Here is a 21511-nt window from a genome sequence, read left to right as displayed (position 1 = left end):
TGATGTGGAGCCCGACCTGTTCACCGCAGCCGCAGAGGACCGCCAGGAGAAAGACCCGGCGGGCAGCCCTCTGGCCGTCCGGATGCGCCCGCGCACCCTCGACGAAGTGGTCGGGCAGCAGCACCTGCTCAAGCCCGGTTCGCCGTTGCGGCGTCTGGTGGGGGAGGGGAGCGGCGGCCCCGCCGGGCCCTCCTCCGTCATCCTGTGGGGCCCGCCGGGCACCGGCAAGACGACCCTGGCGTACGTGGTGTCGAAGGCGACCAACAAGCGCTTCGTCGAGCTCTCCGCGATCACCGCGGGCGTCAAGGAAGTGCGGGCCGTGATCGAGGGGGCCCGCCGGGCCATCGGCGGCTTCGGCAAGGAGACCGTCCTCTTCCTCGACGAGATCCACCGCTTCTCCAAGGCCCAGCAGGACTCACTGCTCCCGGCGGTGGAGAACCGCTGGGTGACGCTGATCGCGGCGACGACGGAGAACCCGTACTTCTCGGTGATCTCCCCGCTGCTCTCCCGCTCCCTGCTGCTGACCCTGGAGCCGCTCACCGACGACGACCTGCGCGCCCTGCTGCGCCGGGCCGTCGAGGAGGAGCGCGGGCTCGGCGGGGCGGTGACGCTGGCCGAGGACGCCGAGGCGCATCTGCTGCGGATCGCGGGTGGCGACGCCCGGCGCGCGCTCACCGCCCTGGAGGCGGCGGCGGGCTCGGCCCTGGCCAAGAAGGAGCCCGAGGTCACGCTCCAGACGGTCGAGGAGACGGTCGACCGGGCGGCGGTGAAGTACGACAAGGACGGCGACCAGCATTACGACGTGGCGAGCGCCCTGATCAAGTCCATCCGCGGCTCGGACGTGGACGCGGCGCTGCACTATCTGGCCCGGATGATCGAGGCGGGCGAGGACCCGCGGTTCATCGCGCGCCGCCTGATGATCTCCGCGAGCGAGGACATCGGCCTCGCGGACCCGACGGCGCTGCCGACGGCCGTCGCCGCCGCCCAGGCCGTCGCCATGATCGGCTTCCCCGAGGCGGCCCTCACGCTCAGCCACGCCACCATCGCCCTGGCCCTCGCCCCGAAGTCGAACGCGGCGACGAACGCGATCTTCGCCGCGATGGAGGACGTACGGAAGGGCCTGGCCGGCCCCGTCCCGCCGCATCTGCGCGACGGCCACTACAAGGGCGCGGCCAAGCTCGGCCACGCCCAGGGGTATGTGTACCCGCACGACGTGCCCGGCGCGATCGCGGCCCAGCAGTACGCGCCGGACGCGGTGGCCGACAAGCGCTACTACGAGCCGACGCGCTATGGCGCGGAGGCGCGGTACGCGGACGTGGTGGAGAAGGTCCGCGAGAGGCTGGGCCGGGGGGAGTAGCGGCCCCGGGCCCCCGGAGCCCCTGCCCCGGCGGGCCGCTCTCCCGCCCCGGCCCCCGGACCGGCTCAGTCCGTCGCCGCCTCGAAGAGCCGCCGCATGGCCCGGCGCAGCTGGGCGAGGTCCGCCACCGGCTCCGGGAACTCGAAGCGCGCGTCGAAGCAGGGCCCGGCGGTGTCCTGGAAGCGGACCCGCAGACCGAACCGGTCGAGCGCCAGCGGCGTGACCGACTTCATCCCCCGCTCCCCCTCGCGCCCGACCAGCCCGCACAGTGACCGCACCTGCTCCCCGTGGTGGGCGTGCAGATGCTGGAGCAGCTCCGTCTCGTCCCGGATCAGCGGATCGGGCAGAGCGGCCGCGAACTCCTCGGGCTCGACCGCGCTCGCGCCCCACAGATCGTCCACGTACGCCTCGTTCACCTCCAGGCGCAGCGTCATGCTGCCGGGCGGGGCCAGGCCGGGGACGCGGGTGAGCCAGCCGGTGATCCAGGCGCGGCCCCGGATACGGTGGGGGACAGAGACCGGCGCCACATCGGTGATCTCCAGGACGGCCGACAGCTCGTCGTCCTGGGCGTGCGTGGCGGCCCGTACGGCGGGGGAGTCGGCGGGGAAGAGCAGGAACAGATCGCCCTCGGGCCCCACGTTCCGCAGCCGGGGCTCCAGCTGCTCCGGGCGGGCGCCGTCGAGGCCGGTGATGAGAAGCACCGACGAGCAGGTACTATGTACGAGAGTTCGTGTGCGCTCGGCTGCTGACGGCATCCGTGCGATTTCAAGTCCGCTGGGACGCGGCTGACCACGATCTGATCGGACCTCCGTCACGTGACCGGCGCCATGCTGCGCGCCGGTACCGGCCCCATCTTGCGGGCCGGTGGAGTCGACCCCCTGCGCGGGGTCGACCTTCTTCGTGCTGTCCGTGATGTGACTGGTGTTCCCCGGACGAGACATACGATCTCCTTGAGTAAGGTGAGCCTAACCTAACCCAACCATGGAGGTTTGGAGAACGTGCCTAACCAGTCGCGTCCCAAGGTCAAGAAGTCTCGTGCGCTCGGCATTGCGCTGACGCCGAAGGCCGTCAAGTACTTCGAGGCCCGTCCGTACCCGCCGGGCGAGCACGGCCGTGGCCGCAAGCAGAACTCGGACTACAAGGTCCGTCTGCTGGAGAAGCAGCGTCTGCGCGCGCAGTACGACATCTCTGAGCGTCAGATGGCGCGTGCCTACGACCGCGCCAAGAAGGCCGAGGGCAAGACGGGCGAGGCGCTGGTCGTCGAGCTTGAGCGTCGCCTCGACGCCCTGGTCCTGCGTTCGGGCATCGCCCGCACCATCTACCAGGCCCGCCAGATGGTCGTCCACGGCCACATCGAGGTCAACGGTGGCAAGGTCGACAAGCCGTCGTTCCGTGTCCGTCCGGACGACGTCATCACCGTCCGCGAGCGCAGCCGCGAGAAGCACCCCTTCCAGGTTGCCCGCGAGGGTGGCTACGCCGGCGAGGGCGAGACCCCGCGCTACCTCCAGGTGAACCTGAAGGCCCTGGCCTTCCGCCTGGACCGTGACCCGAACCGCAAGGAAATCCCGGTCATCTGCGACGAGCAGCTCGTCGTCGAGTACTACGCCCGCTGAGTCAGGCGCAGTATTCAGCGCTCCGCGCTCCGGCCCGCCGTCCCCTCGCTCCGCACGGAGCGGGAGGCGGCGGGTCCTCGCGTTTCCGGGGCAGGTGCGTCGCGGGCCGGGGGCGCCTCGCGTGCCGTCTCGTCGGTACCCGCCAGCGCCCGGGCCACCGCCGCGTCCAGGCCGAGCCCGCGGCCCCGGGTCCGGAACGTCTCGTACGCCGGGTCGCCCAGCCGCCCCCGGGCCCGCTCCTCGCACAGCACGTGCGCCGCGTTGAAGCATGCCGAGCCGAACAGCGGCAGCCCCACCGACGGCCAGATCCCCTCGGCCGCCCCCTGGAGCACCGCCGCCTCCGCCGGATCGCCGCCGTCCACCGCGACCAGCGCCATCAGCTCCAGCGCGAGCACCGTGCCGAGCAGGTCGTGGAAGGCGTGGTCGATCACCAGGCACTCGGAGAGCAGCGCCCGCGCCCGGCCCAGGTCCTGGGCGTGCCAGGCCGCGTACCCGAGGACGTACAGCGCGTACGCCCGGGCCCAGCGCTCGCCGTGGTCCGCGCAGACCTCCACCACCTGCCCGCACATCACGACGGCCTCTTCGAGGTGGCCGAGGAAGGCCACCGCCATCGCCAGCTCGATCCGCGCCATCAGCACATTGCTGTTGAGCTCGCCGATCTCCTCGTACTGGGCGAGGGCCGCCCGTAACAGCTCCTCGGCCCTAGGGCCTGTCCGGCGGATCTGGTCGGCACGCGGGGGTCTGGCACGCCCATCTGCGGCGTTGTCGTCAGTTGCCATGGCTCCGCCATGTCGCCCTCCTCCGCCTTGCAGCTGGACGCACCAGACCCCCACTCACCAGCACCGAAAAGGGCACCCCGCGCCGAAGCCGACCAGATCCGCCGGACAGGCCCTAGGCATGTCGTCCGAGACCAGCGCCAGACAGCCCATCCGGTGCACCGCGTACGCCCGCGCCACCGCGTCGCCGGTGCGCTCGGCCTCCTCGCGGCACTCGTGCAGGGCCGCGATCGCCGCCGCCGTGTCGCCCCGCAGCACCGAGACGTAACCGAGCACCCACAGCGCCTTGAGCCGGGCGCTGTCGTGGCCGCCGTCGGCCTCCAGGACCTGGGCCAGCCAGTGCGCGCCCTCGGCCAGCCGCCCGCAGCCCACCCAGCAGAACCAGAGCGTGCCCGCCAGGTACTGGGCCAGGTGCGTGTCCTGCCCGCAGTCCAGCGAGTGGTCCATCGCCGCGCGCAGATTGGGCAGTTCGGCCTCCACCCGCACCGCCACCTCGGCCTGGCGCGGGCTGAACCAGTCGAGCTCGCACCAGGTGGCGAGCCCCAGGTACCAGTCGCGGTGGCGCCGGCGCAGCCGCTCCGCGTCGCCGGTCGCCGCCAGCCAGTCGGCGCCGTACTCCCGTACGGTGTCGAGCATTCGGTAGCGCACGCCCGCCGGGCCGTCCTCGCGCACCACCAGTGAGTGGTCGAGGAGCTCCTGGACCACGTCGAGGACGGACTCGGGCGGCAGGTCGGGGCCGACGCAGATGTATTCGACGGCCTCCAGGTCGAACTGCCCGGCGAACACCGAGAGCCGCGCCCACAGCAGCCGTTGGGCCGCGGTGCACAGCTCGTGGCTCCAGCCGATCGTGGTGCGCAGGGTCTGATGGCGCGCCAGCACTCCGCGCCCGCCGCCGGTCAGCAGCCGGAACCGGTCGTCGAGGCGGCGCAGCACCTGCTCCACCGAGAGCGCGCCGAGCCGCCCGGCCGCCAGCTCCAGGGCGAGCGGGATCCCGTCGAGCCTTCGGCACAGCTCCAAGGTGGCCGCCGCCCGCTCGTCGGTGAGCGTGAAACCGCCGCGTCCGGCGGCGGCCCGGTCGGCGAAGAGCGTCACCGCGTCCTCGTCGTCCATCGGCGCGAGCGCGAGCAGCCGCTCGCCGGCCAGGCGCAGCGGCAGCCGCCCGGCGGCCAGCACCCGCAGCCCGGGGGAGCGCCGCAGCAGCTCGCACACCAGCTCGGCGCAGGCGTCCACGAGTTGCTCGAAGCCGTCCAGGACCAGCAGCAGGCTGCGGTCGGCGAGGTGGTCCAGGAGTATGCGGCGGGGCGGGCGGCTGGTGTGGTCGGTCAGCCCGAGCGCCTCCATCACCGCGTGGTCGAGCAGTCCCGGGTCGGTGACCGTGGAGAGGTCCGCCGGCCAGACCCCGTCGCAGTAGCGTTCCTGCACCGATGCGGCGGACGCGGCGCGCAGGGCGAGCCTGCTCTTCCCGACGCCGCCGACCCCGACCACGGTGGTCAGCCGCGATTCGGTCAGCAGCCCGTGCAGCGCGGCCAGTTCACGTTCTCGCCCTACGAAGCGATTCAGCTCTGAGGGCAGATGGGAGCGCATGGGACACGCAGAGTACTCAAGGGCCAACACTGCGTACAAGCGGCTTGCGAGACTCCGCCCGCGCGGGCCCCTAATGCGGTAGGGGGCAAGACCCTCGGCGCGATAGGGTCGGGAGACAACTTTTTCTTGTCCGACGGTCGATGCGCAGGGAGCGGTGCGAAGTGTCCGGTGGAGAGGTGGCCGGGATCCTGGTGGCCGTCTTCTGGGCGATCCTGGTGTCCTTCCTCGCCGTAGTCCTCGTGAGGCTGGCCCAGACGCTGAAGGCGACGACCAAGCTGGTGGCGGACGTGACCGAACAGGCCGTCCCGCTCCTCGCGGACGCCTCTTCGGCGGTGCGTTCGGCGCAGACCCAGCTGGACCGGGTCGACGCGATCGCCTCGGACGTCCAGGAGGTCACCTCCAACGCCTCGGCGCTCTCCACCACGGTCGCCTCGACCTTCGGCGGCCCGCTGGTGAAGGTCGCGGCCTTCGGGTACGGGGTGCGCCGGGCCATCGGACGGAAAACCGGGCCCGCCGAGCCGCCTCGTACGGTGATCGTCGGGCGGACTCTGCCGTCCGCGCGGCGGAGCAAGCGAAAGGGCTGACGCTGCGATGTTCCGCCGTACGTTCTGGTTCACCGCGGGCGCCGCAGCCGGTGTGTGGGCCACCACCAAGGTCAACCGGAAGCTGAAGCAGCTCACCCCGGAGTCGCTGGCCGCGCGCACCGCCGACAAGGCGATCGAGGCGGGCCACCGGCTCAAGGACTTCGCGCTCGACGTGAAGGCCGGAATGGTCGAGCGCGAGTCCGAACTCAACGACGCGCTGGGGCTCAACGCCTCCAACGTGCGGGAGCTCCCGGCGCAGCGCCGCCTCGCGGCCATCGACCAACCCAACCAGCAGAACCCGAAGATCTCGCACAAGAAGATCTCGTACAACCGGAATGAGGACCACTGATGGAGTCGGCTGAAATCCGCCGCCGCTGGCTGAGCTTCTTCGAGGAGCGCGGTCACACCGTCGTCCCTTCGGCGTCGCTCATCGCGGACGACCCGACTCTGCTCCTGGTCAACGCGGGCATGGTGCCGTTCAAGCCGTACTTCCTCGGTGAGACCAAGCCGCCCGCCCCGCGTGCCACGAGCGTGCAGAAGTGCGTGCGCACGCCGGACATCGAAGAGGTCGGCAAGACCACCCGGCACGGCACGTTCTTCCAGATGTGCGGCAACTTCTCGTTCGGCGACTACTTCAAGGAAGGCGCCATCGAGTACGCCTGGGAGCTGCTGACCGGCTCCGTGGCGGACGGCGGCTTCGGCCTGGAGCCGGAGAAGCTCTGGATCACGGTCTACCTCGACGACGACGAGGCCGAGCAGATCTGGCGCGAGAAGATCGGCGTCCCGGCCGAGCGCATCCAGCGTCTGGGCAAGAAGGACAACTTCTGGTCCATGGGCGTCCCCGGCCCCTGCGGCCCCTGCTCCGAGATCAACTACGACCGCGGCCCCGAGTTCGGCGTCGAGGGCGGCCCGGCCGTCAACGACGAGCGGTACGTGGAGATCTGGAACCTCGTCTTCATGCAGTACGAGCGGGGCGCCGGCGAGGGCAAGGAGGAGTTCCCGATCCTCGGTGACCTGCCGTCGAAGAACATCGACACCGGTCTGGGTCTTGAGCGTCTCGCCATGATCCTGCAGGGCGTACAGAACATGTACGAGACCGACACCCTGCGCGTCGTCATGGACCAGGCCACCGAGCTGACCGGTGTGCGCTACGGCGACAAGCACGACACCGACGTCTCCATGCGTGTGGTGGCCGACCACATCCGTACGTCCGTGATGCTCATCGGCGACGGTGTGACCCCCGGCAACGAGGGCCGCGGCTATGTGCTGCGCCGCATCATGCGCCGCGCCATCCGCAACATGCGTCTGATGGGCGCCACCGGCCCGGTCGTCCAGAAGCTCATCGACGTCGTGATCGACACGATGGGCCGGCAGTACCCGGAGCTGATCACCGACCGCAAGCGCATCGAGACGGTCGCGCTCGCCGAAGAGGCCGCCTTCCTGAAGGCCCTCAAGGGCGGCACCAACATCCTGGACACCGCCGTCACCGACACCAAGGCCGCCGGCGGCACGGTCCTGGCCGGTGAGAAGGCCTTCCTGCTCCACGACACCTGGGGCTTCCCGATCGACCTCACCCTGGAGATGGCCGCCGAGCAGGGCCTCTCCGTGGACGAGGACGGCTTCCGCCGTCTGATGAAGGAGCAGCGGGACCGCGCCAAGGCCGACGCCCGCGCCAAGAAGACCGGCCACGCCGACCTGTCCGCCTACCGTGAGGTGGCCGACAACTCCGGCGAGACCGACTTCACCGGCTACGCGCTCACCGAGAACGAGTCGACGGTCGTCGGTCTCCTCGTCGACGGCGTGCCCTCGCCCGCCGCCTCCGAGGGCGACGAGGTCGAGGTCGTCCTCGACCGCACCCCCTTCTACGCCGAGGGCGGCGGCCAGCTCGCCGACCAGGGCCGCATCAAGCTCGACACCGGCGCGATCATCGAGGTCCGCGACGTGCAGAAGCCGGTCCCCGGCGTCCACGTCCACAAGGGCGTCGTCCAGGTCGGCGAGGTCACCGTCGGCGCCTCGGCCTACGCCGTCATCGACATCAAGCGTCGCCGCGCCATCGCCCGCGCCCACAGCGCCACGCACCTGACCCACCAGGCCCTGCGCGACGCGCTCGGCCCGACGGCCGCCCAGGCCGGTTCGGAGAACTCGCCGGGCCGCTTCCGCTTCGACTTCGGCTCGCCCGCCGCCGTTCCCGGCACGGTCCTCACCGACGTCGAGCAGAAGATCAACGAGGTTCTCTCGCGCGAACTGGACGTCCAGGCCGAGGTCATGTCGATCGACGAGGCCAAGAAGCAGGGCGCCATCGCCGAGTTCGGCGAGAAGTACGGCGAGCGCGTCCGCGTGGTCACCATCGGGGACTTCTCCAAGGAGCTCTGCGGCGGTACGCACGTCCACAACACCGCCCAGCTGGGCCTGGTGAAGCTGCTCGGCGAGTCGTCCATCGGCTCCGGCGTGCGCCGCATCGAGGCTCTGGTCGGCGTGGACGCGTACAACTTCCTCGCCCGCGAGCACACGGTCGTCGCCCAGCTCCAGGAGCTGGTCAAGGGCCGCCCCGAGGAGCTGCCGGAGAAGATCTCCACCATGCTCGGCAAGCTGAAGGACGCCGAGAAGGAGATCGAGAAGTTCCGCGCCGAGAAGGTGCTCCAGGCCGCCGCCGGGCTCGCCCAGGGTGCCAAGGACGTCCAGGGCGTGGCCGTGGTCACCGGCCAGGTGCCGGACGGCACCTCCAGCGACGACCTGCGCAAGCTCGTCCTCGACGTGCGCGGCCGGCTGGATCAATTGTCGGGGGCGTCCGACCGTCCGGTCGTGGTGGCGCTCTTCACCACGGCCAACGGCCGCCCGGTGACGGTCATCGCCACCAACGAGGCCGCCCGCGAGCGCGGTCTCAAGGCCGGTGAGCTGGTCCGTACCGCCGCCAAGACCCTCGGCGGCGGCGGTGGCGGCAAGCCGGACGTCGCCCAGGGCGGCGGCCAGAACCCGGACGCGATCGGCGACGCCATCGACGCCGTCGAGCGCCAGGTCGGCGAGACCGTCTGATGCGACGCGGACGCCGTCTCGCGATCGACGTCGGGGACGCCCGGATCGGGGTCGCCTCGTGCGACCCCGACGGGGTCCTCGCCACGCCGGTGGAGACCGTGCCGGGACGTGACGTCCCGGCCGCCCACCGGCGGTTGCGCCAGATCGTCGAGGAGTACGAGCCCATCGAGGTCGTCGTGGGGCTGCCTCGCTCCCTCAGCGGGGGCGAGGGCCCGGCGGCCGTCAAGGTCCGCAAGTTCGCCCAGGAGATGGCGAAGGGCATCGCCCCGGTGCCGGTCCGTCTGGTCGACGAGCGGATGACTACGGTCACAGCCACCCACGGACTGCGCGCTTCCGGTGTGAAGGCGAAGAAGGGCAGGTCGGTCATCGATCAGGCTGCCGCAGTGGTCATTCTGCAGACCGCGCTTGAGGCCGAACGGGTGTCAGGACGCCCGCCCGGCGAGGGCGTCGAAGTGGTTATCTGATCGCGATACGGTAACGTTCCGCGCGATGCGGCGACATTCGAACAGCGGCCGCACAGCAAAAGAGGCGGACCGTCCGGATGCCTCGCGGCTCTAGGGGACCGATGACTGAGTATGGCCGGGGCGCAGGTCCCGAACCGTGGCATCCCGAGGATCCCCTCTACGGGGACCAGGGGTGGGGAGCGCAGCAGGCTGCGCCCGGTCAGGCTCCGTACGGCGACCAGCAGGCCCAGCAGCAGTACGCCCAGCAGCAGAATCAGCAACACCAGCAGCAGTACCAGCAAAACCAGCAGCATCCTCAGCACCAGCAGCAGTACGTGCAGCAGCCGCAGGACCCGTACGGGCAGCAGCCGCACTACGGCGAGCAGCCCCAGCAGGGTTACCCGCAGGAGCAGCAGTACGTACAGCAGGCCCAGGCCCAGTACAACCCGGGATGGGACACCGGCCAGCAGGCCGCCATGCCCTACGCGGGCCAGCAGCCCGAGGGTTACCAGGGCTACGGCACCGAGACCCCGGACTACTACGGCACGCCCGAGGCGTATCCGCCGCCGCAGCCCCCGGGGCAGCGGCGCGCGGTGCCCGAGCAGGCGCCGGAGTGGAACCCCGAGGCGGAGCAGGAGCCGGAGCCGGAGGAGGAGACCCACCCCTTCTTCAGCGACGGCGGCAGCGGCGACGAGCCGGAGTCCGACGAGGACGAGCCGCGCGGCTCCCGGCGTGGCGGCGGTGGCCGCGACCGCCGGGGCAAGGGCAAGAAGAAGGGCAAGAGCGGGCGCGCCTGCCTGGTGCTCGTCGTGGTCTTCTCGCTCGGCGTCGGCGGCGCCGGCTATTTCGGCTACCAGTTCTGGCAGAAGAAGTTCGGCGCGGCCCCCGACTACGTCGGAGCAGGCTCCACCCCGGTCCAGGTGGAGATCCCCCAGGGCGCCGGCGGTTACGAGATCGGCAGCATTCTGGCGAAGGCCGGAGTGGTCAAGAGCCAGGGCGCGTTCGTCTCCGCGCAGAACGACAACCCCAAGGGCAAGACCCTCCAGGCGGGCGTCTACACGCTCAACAAGGGAATGTCGGCGGCGAACGCGGTCGCGGCGATGCTCAACCCGGCCAGCCGCAGCAACTTCATCATTCCCGAGGGCAAGCGGAACGCCTGGGTCTACGAGCAGATCGACAAGCGCCTCGAACTCAAGGCGGGTACGACCCAGGACGTCGCGAAGGCCCAGGCGAAGAACCTCGGTCTGCCCGACTGGGCGAACGACAACAAGGAGATCGCGGACCCGCTGGAAGGGTTCCTCTACCCCGCCAGCTACCCGGTCGCCAAGGGCACCAAGCCCGAGGACGTGCTGCGCAAGATGGTCTCCCGCGCCAACCAGGAGTACGGCAAGGTCGACCTGAAGGGCATGGCCTCCAAGCTCGGCCTGAAGTCGCCCCTCCAGCTCCTCACGGTCGCGAGCCTCGTCCAGGCGGAAGGCAAGTACAAGCACGACTTCGACAAGGTCGCGCGGGTCGTCTACAACCGTCTGAAGCCCAACAACACCGAGACCTACGGCCTGCTCGACTTCGACTCGACGGTGAACTACGCGAAGAGCCAGTCGACCCTCGACACCGGCTCGGTCAAGAAGCTGCGGGAGTTCAAGCACCCGTACAACACGTACTACATCCACGGTCTGCCGCCCGGTCCGATCGGCAACCCCGGCGACTCCGCGCTGCACTCGGCGCTCAACCCGACGCCGGGCCCGTGGTACTACTTCGTCTCCGTCACCGAGAACGAGACCCTGTTCGCGGTCACCAACGAAGAGCACGAGCAGAACCGCAAGAGGTACGAGAAGGAGAAATCCGGCCAGTGAGTTCCGTGAGCCAGGAGAGCGGTGCGCGACGGGCGGCCGTACTGGGATCGCCCATCGCGCACTCGCTCTCCCCGGTGCTGCACCGCGCCGCCTACCGTGAACTCGGCCTCAGCCACTGGTCGTACGACCGGTTCGAGGTGGACGAGGACGCGCTGCCCGGCTTCATCGACGGCCTCGACCGGTCGTGGGCGGGGCTCTCGCTCACGATGCCGCTGAAGCGGGCGGTCATCCCGCTGCTCGACGGCATCAGCGACACCGCCTCCTCCGTGGAGGCGGTCAACACGGTCGTCCTCACCGCCGACGGGCGCCGCTACGGCGACAACACCGACATCCCCGGCATGATCGCCGCCCTGCGTGAGCGCGGCGTCGAGCGAGTGCCGTCCGCCGCCGTCCTCGGCGCGGGCGCCACCGCGTCCTCCGCGCTGGCCGCCCTCGCCCGCATCTGTACGGGAGAGGTCACCGCGTACGTGCGCAGCGCCGCGCGGGCCGAGGAGATGCGGGGCTGGGGCGAGCGGCTCGGGGTGGCCGTGCGCATCGCCGACTGGGCGGACGCGGCCGGGGCCTTCGAGGCGCCGCTGGTCGTCGCCACCACCCCGGCGGGCACCACCGACGCGCTCGCGGCGGCCGTTCCCGAACGGCCCGGCACCCTCTTCGACGTCCTGTACGACCCCTGGCCGACGCCGCTGGCCGCAGCCTGGTCCGGAAACGGGGGAGCGGTCGTGGGCGGCCTGGACCTCCTGGTACACCAGGCGGTGCTCCAGGTGGAACAGATGACGGGCGCGGAGAAGGCTCCCTTGGCGGCCATGCGCGAGGCGGGCGAGAAGGCTCTGGCGTCCCGCTGAGGTTTTCTGCGCGTACGGCTGAGGTGGCGCCCCTTCAGGGGCGCGGGGCTGTGACCGGCCACAAAGCTCCCGCACTTGACGGAGAAGCGTCCGCTTGCTGGACCTTCGGGCAGGTCGGCGCACCGGACATGGGAGGATCAGGGAAGGCGGGCCAGGGCCGCGCACCCGGCCGCGCCGTCGCAGTACCAAGGCGCGAGAGCAATGAGGAGCACCGTTGAGCAGGTTGCGCTGGCTGACCGCGGGGGAGTCCCACGGACCCGCACTGGTGGCAACGCTGGAGGGCCTTCCCGCCGGCGTGCCGATCACCACGGAGATGGTGGGTGACCACCTGGCCCGGCGGCGTCTCGGCTATGGACGCGGCGCCCGCATGAAGTTCGAGCGCGACGAGGTGACCTTCCTCGGCGGCGTACGGCACGGCCTGTCGATGGGTTCCCCCATCGCGATCATGGTCGGCAACACCGAGTGGCCCAAGTGGGAGCAGGTGATGTCGGCCGACCCCGTGGACCCCGCGATCCTCGCCGACCTGGCCCGCAACGCGCCGCTGACGCGCCCGCGCCCCGGGCACGCCGACCTCGCGGGCATGCAGAAGTACGGCTTCGACGAGGCCCGGCCGATCCTGGAGCGCGCCAGCGCCCGTGAGACGGCCGCCCGGGTGGCCCTCGGCGCGGTGGCTCGTTCGTACCTGAAGGAGACGGCGGGCATCGAGGTCGTCTCCCACGTGGTCGAGCTGGCCTCGGCCAAGGCGCCGTACGGCGTGTACCCGACCCCGGCCGATGTCGAGAAGCTCGACGCCGACCCGGTGCGCTGCCTGGACGCGGACGCGTCGAAGGCGATGGTCGCGGAGATCGACCAGGCCCACAAGGACGGCGACACGCTCGGTGGCGTGGTCGAGGTCCTCGCCTACGGTGTGCCGGTCGGCCTCGGCTCGCACGTGCACTGGGACCGGCGCCTGGACGCCCGCCTCGCCGCTGCCCTGATGGGTATCCAGGCGATCAAGGGCGTCGAGGTCGGCGACGGCTTCGACCTGGCCCGGGTGCCCGGCTCGAAGGCGCACGACGAGATCGTCAAGACCGCGGAGGGCGTCAGGCGCACCTCCGGTCGTGCGGGCGGCACCGAGGGCGGTCTGACCACCGGTGAGCTGCTGCGCGTACGGGCGGCGATGAAGCCGATCGCGACCGTGCCGCGCGCGCTGGCGACCATCGACGTGGTCACCGGCGAGGCGACCAAGGCCCACCACCAGCGCTCCGACGTGTGCGCCGTGCCCGCCGCCGGGATCGTGGCCGAGGCCATGGTCGCGCTGGTCCTCGCGGACGCGGTCGCGGAGAAGTTCGGCGGCGACTCGGTCCCCGAGACCCGCCGCAACGTCCAGTCCTACCTCGACAACCTGCAGATCCGGTGACCACCGGTCCACTGGTCGTCCTGATCGGCCCGATGGGCTCCGGAAAGTCCACCGTGGGCGCGCTGCTGGCCGAGCGGCTCGGCGCGCCCTACCGGGACACCGACGCCGACATCGTGGCCGCCCAGGGCCGGGAGATCGCCGACATCTTCGTCGACGAGGGAGAGCCGCACTTCCGCGAGCTGGAGCGGGAGGCGGTGCGCGCCGCGGTCGCCGAGCACACCGGTGTGCTCTCCCTCGGCGGCGGCGCCATCCTCGACGCGTCCACGCGCGCGTCGCTGTCCGGCCTGCCGGTCGTCTATCTGTCCATGGACGTCGAGGAGGCGGTGAAGCGGGTCGGCCTCAACACCGCCCGCCCGCTCCTCGCCGTCAACCCGCGCCGCCAGTGGCGCGAACTGATGGAAGCCCGGCGCCATCTGTACACCGAAGCCGCCCGGGTCGTCGTCGAGACCGACGGCCGTACCCCCGAAGAGGTCGCCCAGGCGGTCCTCGACGCACTGGAGCTGAAATCCGCATGAGCGAGCAGGCACCCACCCGGATCCAGGTCGGCGGTACCGCCGGGACGGACCCGTACGAAGTGCTCGTCGGCCGCAACCTCCTCGCCGAACTGCCCGGCCTGATCGGCAGCAAGGCCCACAAGGTCGCCGTCGTCCACCCGGAGGCGCTGGCCGGCACCGGCGACGCCATCCGCGAGGACCTGGCCGCCCAGGGCTACGAGGTCATCGCCATCCAGGTGCCCAACGCCGAGGAGGCGAAGACCTACGAGGTCGCCGCGTACTGCTGGAAGGCGCTCGGCCAGTCCGGCTTCACCCGTACCGACGTCGTCGTCGGCGTGGGCGGCGGCGCCACCACCGACCTCGCGGGCTTCGTCGCGGCGACCTGGCTGCGCGGGGTGCGGTGGATCTCGGTCCCGACCACCGTGCTCGGCATGGTCGACGCGGCCGTCGGCGGCAAGACCGGCATCAACACCGCCGAGGGCAAGAACCTGGTGGGCGCGTTCCACCCGCCCGTGGGCGTCCTGTGCGACCTCGCGGCGCTGGACTCGCTGCCGGTCCACGACTTCGTCTCCGGCATGGCCGAGGTCATCAAGGCCGGTTTCATCTCCGACCCGGTCATCCTCGATCTGATCGAGGCCGACCCGGCGGGCGCCCGCACCCCCGAGGGCCCGCACACGGCCGAGCTGATCGAGCGCGCGATCCGGGTGAAGGCGGAGGTCGTCTCCAGCGACCTCAAGGAGTCGGGCCTGCGCGAGATCCTGAACTACGGGCACACCCTCGCGCACGCCATCGAGAAGAACGAGCGCTACAAGTGGCGCCACGGCGCCGCCGTCTCCGTCGGCCTGGTCTTCGCGGCCGAGCTGGGCCGCCTCGCCGGGCGCCTCGACGACGCCACGGCCGACCGGCACCGCTCCATCCTGGAGTCGGTGGGCCTGCCGCTCACCTACCGCGCCGACCAGTGGCCCAAGCTGGTCGAGAACATGAAGCTGGACAAGAAGTCGCGGGGCAACCTGCTGCGCTTCATCGTCCTGGACGGGCTCGCCAAGCCGACGGTCCTGGAGGGCCCGGACCCGGCGGTGCTGCTCGCCGCGTACGGCGAGGTGTCCTCGTGAGCCGCCGCGTCCTGGTGCTCAACGGCCCCAACCTGGGCCGCCTCGGCTCGCGGGAGCCGGACGTGTACGGGGCGACGACGTACGCCGGTCTCGTCGAGGTCTGCCAGACCCTCGGCAAGGAGCTCGGCTTCGACGTGGAGGTCCGCGAGACCAACGACGAGGGCGACATGATCCGCTGGCTGCACGAGGCGGCCGACGGAAAGATTCCGGTCGTTCTCAACCCGGGCGCGTTCACCCATTATTCGTACGGAATGCGGGACGCGGCCGCCCAGCGCACCGCCCCGCTCATCGAGGTGCACATCTCGAACCCGTACACCCGCGAGGAGTTCCGCCACACCTCCGTGGTGGCGGCCGTGGCCAGCGGCACCGTCGCGGGCTTCGGCATCGGCTCGTACCGCCTGGCGCTGCGCGCGCTCGCCGACGAGACCGGCGGCTGACCGGGCACCTTCGTCGCACCCCGGCCGTTCACACTGGGACGGCCGGGGAAGGTACGGTTCTGGACCGGACGCCTCCGACGGGCGTCGGACCAGCGCCAGTTGCCTTGTACGAGACGGAGTGGCACCGGATGCAGCACGAAGCGGGAGCGCCGCTTCCGCCGCCCCACGCGCCGGGGCACGGAGCAGGGCCCGACTGGGCTTTCGCCGCCCACCAGCCCGTGGCCCAGGCCGGACCCGCGGCCCCGGGTGCCCACCAGCCCCTCACCCACGGCGCCCAGCTGCCCCCGGTCCCCGGTCCGCCGCCCCCACCGCCCGCCCCGGGCTGGCACGCCCCGGCCCCCGTGCACGCCCCGGCGCCGCCGTCCCGGGACACCACGGGGCACGTCCAGCTGCCCCCGGGCGGCCCCGTGCCGCTGCCGCAGGCCCCGGAGGGCACCGGGGTCACCACGCTCGCCGTGCTGCTCATAGGACCGGCGGGCGCGGGCAAGACCACGGTCGCCCGCTACTGGGCCCAGCACCGCCGCGTCCCCACCGCCCACATCAGCCTCGACGACGTGCGCGAATGGGTCTGCGCGGGCTTCGCCGACCCGCAGTCGGGCTGGAACGACCACTCCGAGGCGCAGTACCGCCTGGCCCGCCGCACCTGCGGCTTCGCCGCCCGGAACTTCCTGGCCAACGGCATCTCCTGCATCCTCGACGACGCGGTCTTCCCGGACCGCCCGGTCGTCGGCCTCGGCGGCTGGAAGCGCCACGTCGGCCCCGGCCTGCTGCCCGTCGTCCTCCTGCCGGGCCTGGACATCGTCCTGGAGCGCAACGCCGAGCGCTCCGGCAACCGCCGCCTCTCGGACGAGGAGGTCGCCGGCATCCACGGCCGCATGGCCGGCTGGTACGGCTCGGGCCTCCCGATCATCGACAACTCCCAGTACGACGTCCCCACGACGGCCCGCCTACTGGACGACGTCTTGGCGAGAGCGATCGCAAGCCCGCCGAGCTGGTAGATGTTTCAGCCCGTCCGGCGTTTGAGGACGAGGCCCGAAGGGCCGATAAGGGGCGCGAGGCTGTGACATTGCGCGGCTCCGCCGCGTGGGCGCGACCAGCCACAGACGGCCCGCGGTAAACCAACCACCGGCGGGAGCCGCGAGCCGGTCCGGCCACTGAGGACGCATCGGCCACCGGGACGACCCCCGGAAGGACGCGCAGAAACGGCCGACCCCCCACCCCCCTCATACGCTCGACGCATGTCAGAGGTGTACGCGGTCCGCCGCGGCTGGCTGAGGGACCGGTGCGCCGCCGCGGGCAGCGCCGCCGCCCTGGTCTCCCGCCCCGCCAATGTCCGCTATCTCGCGGGCGGCGCCCCGCCCGGCGCCGTACTGCTGCTCGGCCCGGCCGAGGACGTCCTGCTCTGCCCCCGTACGCCCACCGGCGACCTCGTGGAGGGGCGGCTCGACGAGCTGCTGCGGGTCACCGTGCTGCCCGCGCCCGGGGGCGACCCGGCGGTCGCCGCGGCCGACCTCGCCCAGGCCTCCGGCGCCGACTCGCTGAGCGTGGAGGAGCACGACCTCACCGTCGCCCGGCACCGCGCGCTCGGCTCGGTCGCGCCCCGGCTGCTCCTCGGCGACCTCGGGGGAGCGGTCGAGCAGAAGCGGCTGGTCAAGGACGAGGAGGAGATCGCGTGTCTGCGCATCGCGGCCGAGATCACCGACCAGGCGCTCGGCGAGCTCCTGGAGTCGATCCTCGTCGGCCGCACCGAACGCCACCTCGCCCTGGAGCTGGAGCGCCGCCTCGTCGACCACGGCGCCGACGGCCCCGCCTTCACCACCTCCGTCGGGACCGGCCCCAACTCCGGCCGCGGCGGCCACCGGCCCTCGGACCGGCGGGTCGAGGAAGGTGATTTCCTCTCCGTCTGCCTCGGCGCCACCTACCGCGGCTACCGCTGTGAGATCGGCCGTACGTTCGTGATCGGGACGACTCCCGCCGACTGGCAGATCGAGCTCTACGACGTCGTCTTCGCCGCTCAGCGGGCCGGCCGGGAGGCGCTGGCCCCGGGCGCCGAGTACCGCGCGGTGGACCGCGCGGCCCGCCAGGTGCTGGACGCGGCGGGCCACGCGGAGGGCCTGGGAGCGTGCACCGGACACGGCGTCGGGCTCGAAATCAGTGAGGACCCGCAGCTCGCACCTGGAGCCATGGGTAAACTGGACGCTTGCGTGCCGGTCACCGTCGAACCGGGGGTCCACCTCCCGGGCCGGGGTGGTGTCCGAATCGATGACACGCTCGTCGTCCGCCCCGAGGCGGACGGTGGGCCAGAGCTACTCACCATTACGACCAAGGAACTGCTCGCGCTCTAGCCCTGCTGTGCCGCGCACCCTCGGTCCCACCAGCTTCAGTCCAGGAGATTCCGCAACCGTGGCTTCCACGAACGACCTCAAGAACGGCATGGTGCTCAAGCTCGACGGGGGCCAGCTCTGGTCCGTCGTCGAGTTCCAGCACGTCAAGCCCGGCAAGGGCCCGGCCTTCGTGCGCACCAAGCTCAAGCACGTGCTCTCCGGCAAGGTCGTCGACAAGACCTTCAACGCCGGTACGAAGGTCGAGACCGCCACCATCGACCGCCGCGACATGCAGTTCTCGTACATGGACGGCGAGTACTTCGTCTTCATGGACATGGACACCTACGACCAGCTGATGGTCGACCGCAAGTCCGTCGGCGACGCCGCCAACTTCCTGATCGAGGGCTTCACCGCCTCCGTGGCGCAGCACGAGGGCGCGGTGCTCTACGTGGAGCTGCCGGCCGCCGTCGAGCTCGTCATCCAGGAGACCGAGCCGGGTGTCCAGGGCGACCGTTCCACGGGTGGCACCAAGCCCGCCACCCTGGAGACCGGCTACCAGATCCAGGTCCCGCTCTTCATCACCACTGGTGAGAAGGTCAAGGTCGACACCCGTACGAGCGACTACCTCGGCCGGGTGAACAGCTAACCGTGGCTGCCCGGAACAAGGCGCGCAAGCGCGCCTTCCAGATCCTCTTCGAGGCCGACCAGCGCGGTGAGTCCGTGCAGACGGTCCTCGCGGACTGGGTGCGCCACTCGCGGTCCGACGACCGCCAGCCGCCGGTCAACGAGTACACGATGCAGCTCGTCGAGGGGTACGCCCAGTACGTGGCGCGCATCGACGACCTCATCTCCACGTACTCCGTCGACTGGACGCTCGACCGGATGCCGGTCGTCGACCGGAACATCCTGCGGCTCGGGACGTACGAGCTGGTCTGGGAGGACGAAACGCCGGACGCCGTCGTCATCGACGAAGCGGTGAACCTGGCGAAGGAGTTCTCCACGGACGACTCCCCGGCCTTCGTGAACGGGCTGCTGGCCCGTTTCAAGGAGCTCAAGCCGAGTCTTCGCCGGGACGCCTAGCCCAGGCCAGGCACCAGGCACCAGACACCCGAAGGGGCCCGCTGTACGCACGTACGGCGGGCCCCTTCGTCATGTCCGGGCCCCGGCGCCCACCCGGCCGTCCGGGGCGCGCAGAAAGCCGCCGGGCCGGCCAGGACCCCGAAAGGTCCGGGCCGGCCCGGCGGCGGCACGTTTCTGCTGAAGCGTCAGAGGTGTCAGTTGTCCTCGTGGGCGACCGCGCGGCGCGCGTCCGCGTCCAGGACGCCCCAGCTGATCAGCTGCTCGGTGAGGACCGAGGGCGACTGGTCGTAGATGACGGCGAGGGTGCGCAGGTCGTCCTGGCGGATCGACAGCACCTTGCCGTTGTAGTCGCCGCGCTGCGACTGGATCGTCGCCGCGTACCTCTGCAGGGGGCCCGCCTTCTCTGGCGGGACGTGCGCGAGGCGCTCAAGGTCGAGCACGAGCTTCGGCGGCGGCTCGGCCGCGCCGCCGGGCGTGGTGCCGGGCAGCAGCTCCTGCACCGGGACCCCGTAGAAGTCCGCCAGCTCGGCAAGGCGCTGTACGGTCACGGCGCGGTCGCCGCGCTCGTACGACCCGACCACTACGGCCTTCCAGCGGCCCTGGGACTTCTCCTCCACACCATGGAGGGACAGACCCTGCTGGGTGCGGATGGCGCGGAGCTTGGCCCCGAGCTGTTTTGCGTATTCGCTGGACATATAGCTCCCCGGACGCTGTGACAACGTGCGGCTCCGCCGCGTGGCTGGTAACTCACTGTGAGGTTACGCAGCGTTACTTGCCCGCGTCAAGCCGAATGGTCCACACCCCCACCCCAGACGGGTGACGACCCCGTGTGAAGACGGGCAAAGGCCCTGGTACCGTGGACGCTGTAATTCCGACGTCCTTTAAGGTCCGTCCCGTGAGGCGGAGAAGGAGGTCCGTTTCGTATGGACACGCAGCAGAGCGATCCGGCGCGCCCCGTTCTTGAGGGCCCCGACATCGCGCGGGTACTGACCCGCATCGCCCATGAGATCGTCGAACGCGCCAAGGGCGCCGACGACGTGGTGCTCCTCGGCATTCCCACCCGTGGCGTCTTCCTCGCCCGCAGGCTGGCCGACAAGCTCGAAGAGATCACCGCGGGCAAGATCCCGGTCGGCTCCCTCGACATCACCATGTACCGCGACGACCTGCGCATGCACCCGCCGCGCGCGCTGGCCCGCACCGAGATCCCCGGTGACGGCCTGGACGGCAAGCTGGTCGTCCTCGTCGACGACGTGCTCTTCTCCGGCCGCACCATCCGCGCCGCGCTCGACGCGCTGAACGACCTCGGCCGCCCGCGCGCCGTGCAGCTCGCGGTCCTCGTCGACCGCGGTCACCGCGAACTCCCGATCCGCGCCGACTACGTCGGCAAGAACCTCCCGACGTCGCTGCGGGAGACGGTCAAGGTCCTGCTCGCCGAGGAGGACGGCCGCGACGCCGTGCTGCTCGGTGCCAAGCGGACCGCCCAGGCCGGCGAGCAGTAAGCCACTTCCGCACGGAGCACGGGTCGCACCGGCCCGTGCGGAACTTCTGCGCGCCCGCACGCCCGAACCTCCACCCTCCTGGAGAAGAAACCAGATGAAGCGTCACCTCATCTCGGCCGCCGACCTCACCCGCGACGACGCCGTGCTCATCCTCGACACCACCGAAGAGATGGCCAGGGTCGCCGACCGGCCGATCAAGAAGCTGCCCACCCTGCGCGGCCGTACCGTCGTCAACCTCTTCTTCGAGGACTCGACCCGCACCCGGATCTCGTTCGAGGCCGCAGAGAAGCGCCTGTCCGCCGACGTCATCAACTTCACCGCCAAGGGATCGAGCGTGTCCAAGGGTGAGTCCCTGAAGGACACCGCCCAGACCCTCGAAGCCATGGGCGTGGACGCCGTCGTCATCCGGCACGGCGCCTCCGGAGCCCCCTACCGGCTCGCCACCTCCGACTGGATCGACGCGGCCGTCATCAACGCCGGCGACGGCACCCACCAGCACCCCACCCAGGCCCTGCTCGACGCCTTCACCATGCGCCGCCGCCTGGTCGGCCGGGACGCCGGGCTCGGCCAGGACCTGGCCGGCAAGCGCATCACCATCGTCGGCGACGTGCTGCACAGCCGGGTGGCCCGCTCCAACGTGGACCTGCTGCACACCCTGGGCGCCGAGGTCACCCTGGTGGCCCCGCCCACCCTGCTGCCGGTCGGCGTCGACCACTGGACCTGCGACGTCAGTTACGACCTCGACAGCGTGCTGCCGAAGTCCGACGCGGTGATGATGCTGCGTGTGCAGCGCGAACGGATGAACGCCGCCTTCTTCCCGACCGAGCGCGAGTACTCGCGGCGGTACGGCCTGGACGGCGAGCGCATGGCGAAGATGCCCGAGCACGGCATCGTGATGCACCCCGGCCCGATGGTCCGGGGCATGGAGATCACCGCCGAGGTCGCCGACTCCGACCGCTGCACCGTCATCGAGCAGGTCGCCAACGGCGTCCACACCCGTATGGCGGTCCTCTACCTGCTTCTGGGCGGCAACGAGCCCGCCGTCAGCCACGCCCGCCCCGTCGATTCGGAGACCAAGTAA

The 21511-nt window shown here is 71.2% G+C and carries 20 protein-coding genes and 2 pseudogenes; 18 read left to right on the top strand and 4 right to left on the bottom strand.

Annotated features, from left to right (window positions below; translation table 11 throughout):
- The first annotated feature begins 4 nt into the window (after positions 1-4).
- The gene (locus tag OG965_RS09925) at positions 5-1357 is read left to right on the top strand and encodes a replication-associated recombination protein A (protein ID WP_371651246.1); all 1353 of its coding nucleotides are present in this window, start codon (positions 5-7) and stop codon (positions 1355-1357) included.
- 65 nt (positions 1358-1422) lie between these two features.
- Here the strand turns inward: OG965_RS09925 and OG965_RS09920 are convergent, their stop codons facing one another.
- Positions 1423-2112: a DUF2470 domain-containing protein gene (locus OG965_RS09920; protein WP_371656902.1), complete on the bottom strand. Its 690-nt coding sequence runs from the start codon at positions 2110-2112 to the stop codon at positions 1423-1425.
- A gap of 243 nt (positions 2113-2355) precedes the next feature.
- On the opposite strand from OG965_RS09920, the gene rpsD reads away from it, so the two are divergent.
- The gene (rpsD, locus tag OG965_RS09915; RefSeq protein WP_101392271.1) at positions 2356-2970 is read left to right on the top strand and encodes a 30S ribosomal protein S4; all 615 of its coding nucleotides are present in this window, start codon (positions 2356-2358) and stop codon (positions 2968-2970) included.
- Positions 2971-2984: 14 nt separating this feature from the next.
- On the opposite strand, the pseudogene OG965_RS09910 reads toward rpsD, so the two are convergent.
- Positions 2985-3677, bottom strand: a pseudogene (locus tag OG965_RS09910) (regulator); the annotation flags it as partial.
- A 189-nt stretch (positions 3678-3866) separates the two neighbouring features.
- Positions 3867-5330, bottom strand: a pseudogene (locus OG965_RS09905) (regulator); the annotation flags it as partial.
- A 161-nt stretch (positions 5331-5491) separates the two neighbouring features.
- On the opposite strand from OG965_RS09905, the gene OG965_RS09900 reads away from it, so the two are divergent.
- The 14 genes from OG965_RS09900 (at position 5492) to nusB (ending at position 18931) form a co-directional block, all read left to right on the top strand.
- On the top strand, positions 5492-5914 hold the full coding sequence (locus OG965_RS09900; protein WP_188271526.1) for a DUF948 domain-containing protein: 423 nt from the start codon (positions 5492-5494) through the stop codon (positions 5912-5914).
- A 7-nt stretch (positions 5915-5921) separates the two neighbouring features.
- Complete coding sequence (locus OG965_RS09895; protein ID WP_371651244.1) at positions 5922-6263, top strand: DUF6167 family protein; 342 nt, start codon at positions 5922-5924, stop codon at positions 6261-6263.
- Positions 6263-8947, top strand: a complete 2685-nt coding sequence (gene alaS, locus OG965_RS09890; RefSeq protein WP_371651242.1) for an alanine--tRNA ligase — start codon at positions 6263-6265, stop codon at positions 8945-8947. The genes OG965_RS09895 and alaS overlap by 1 nt, the downstream gene beginning before the upstream one ends.
- Positions 8947-9411, top strand: coding sequence for a Holliday junction resolvase RuvX (gene ruvX, locus OG965_RS09885; protein ID WP_371651240.1), 465 nt, complete (start codon positions 8947-8949; stop codon positions 9409-9411). Before alaS ends, ruvX begins: the two co-directional genes overlap by 1 nt.
- Positions 9412-9512: 101 nt before the next feature.
- Positions 9513-11243, top strand: a complete 1731-nt coding sequence (gene mltG, locus OG965_RS09880) for an endolytic transglycosylase MltG (protein WP_371651238.1) — start codon at positions 9513-9515, stop codon at positions 11241-11243.
- Between the two features lie 5 nt (positions 11244-11248).
- Positions 11249-12085, top strand: coding sequence for a shikimate dehydrogenase (locus OG965_RS09875; RefSeq protein WP_371656901.1), 837 nt, complete (start codon positions 11249-11251; stop codon positions 12083-12085).
- Between the two features lie 214 nt (positions 12086-12299).
- Positions 12300-13484: a chorismate synthase gene (gene aroC / locus OG965_RS09870; protein WP_371651236.1), complete on the top strand. Its 1185-nt coding sequence runs from the start codon at positions 12300-12302 to the stop codon at positions 13482-13484.
- Entirely contained in the window at positions 13481-13999 is a 519-nt protein-coding gene (locus tag OG965_RS09865) for a shikimate kinase (RefSeq protein WP_371651234.1), read from the top strand. The genes aroC and OG965_RS09865 overlap by 4 nt, the downstream gene beginning before the upstream one ends.
- Entirely contained in the window at positions 13996-15090 is a 1095-nt protein-coding gene (gene aroB / locus OG965_RS09860) for a 3-dehydroquinate synthase (protein ID WP_371651232.1), read from the top strand. Before OG965_RS09865 ends, aroB begins: the two co-directional genes overlap by 4 nt.
- Positions 15087-15527, top strand: coding sequence for a type II 3-dehydroquinate dehydratase (gene aroQ, locus OG965_RS09855; protein ID WP_371651231.1), 441 nt, complete (start codon positions 15087-15089; stop codon positions 15525-15527). The genes aroB and aroQ overlap by 4 nt, the downstream gene beginning before the upstream one ends.
- Positions 15528-15655: 128 nt before the next feature.
- Positions 15656-16525: a Pro-rich N-terminal domain-containing protein gene (locus OG965_RS09850; protein ID WP_371651229.1), complete on the top strand. Its 870-nt coding sequence runs from the start codon at positions 15656-15658 to the stop codon at positions 16523-16525.
- A 240-nt stretch (positions 16526-16765) separates the two neighbouring features.
- Entirely contained in the window at positions 16766-17872 is a 1107-nt protein-coding gene (locus OG965_RS09845; RefSeq protein WP_371651226.1) for a M24 family metallopeptidase, read from the top strand.
- A gap of 58 nt (positions 17873-17930) precedes the next feature.
- Positions 17931-18497 carry an elongation factor P gene (efp, locus tag OG965_RS09840; RefSeq protein ID WP_371651224.1) on the top strand — a complete coding sequence of 189 codons (567 nt, stop codon included), beginning with the start codon at positions 17931-17933 and terminating at the stop codon, positions 18495-18497.
- A gap of 2 nt (positions 18498-18499) precedes the next feature.
- On the top strand, positions 18500-18931 hold the full coding sequence (gene nusB / locus OG965_RS09835) for a transcription antitermination factor NusB (protein ID WP_371651222.1): 432 nt from the start codon (positions 18500-18502) through the stop codon (positions 18929-18931).
- A gap of 194 nt (positions 18932-19125) precedes the next feature.
- Here the strand turns inward: nusB and bldD are convergent, their stop codons facing one another.
- Positions 19126-19626 carry a transcriptional regulator BldD gene (gene bldD / locus OG965_RS09830; RefSeq protein WP_067155757.1) on the bottom strand — a complete coding sequence of 167 codons (501 nt, stop codon included), beginning with the start codon at positions 19624-19626 and terminating at the stop codon, positions 19126-19128.
- 228 nt (positions 19627-19854) lie between these two features.
- On the opposite strand from bldD, the gene pyrR reads away from it, so the two are divergent.
- Positions 19855-20430 (top strand): bifunctional pyr operon transcriptional regulator/uracil phosphoribosyltransferase PyrR, encoded by a 576-nt coding sequence (gene pyrR, locus OG965_RS09825; protein WP_371651220.1) that lies wholly within the window; start codon positions 19855-19857, stop codon positions 20428-20430.
- Positions 20431-20524: 94 nt separating this feature from the next.
- A complete protein-coding gene (locus OG965_RS09820) occupies positions 20525-21511 on the top strand; it encodes an aspartate carbamoyltransferase catalytic subunit (RefSeq protein ID WP_371651218.1) in 987 nt (328 codons plus the stop codon).

The organism is Streptomyces sp. NBC_00224, from assembly GCF_041435195.1.
Taxonomy (GTDB): domain Bacteria; phylum Actinomycetota; class Actinomycetes; order Streptomycetales; family Streptomycetaceae; genus Streptomyces.
This window is presented reverse-complemented; position numbering and strand designations above follow the sequence as displayed.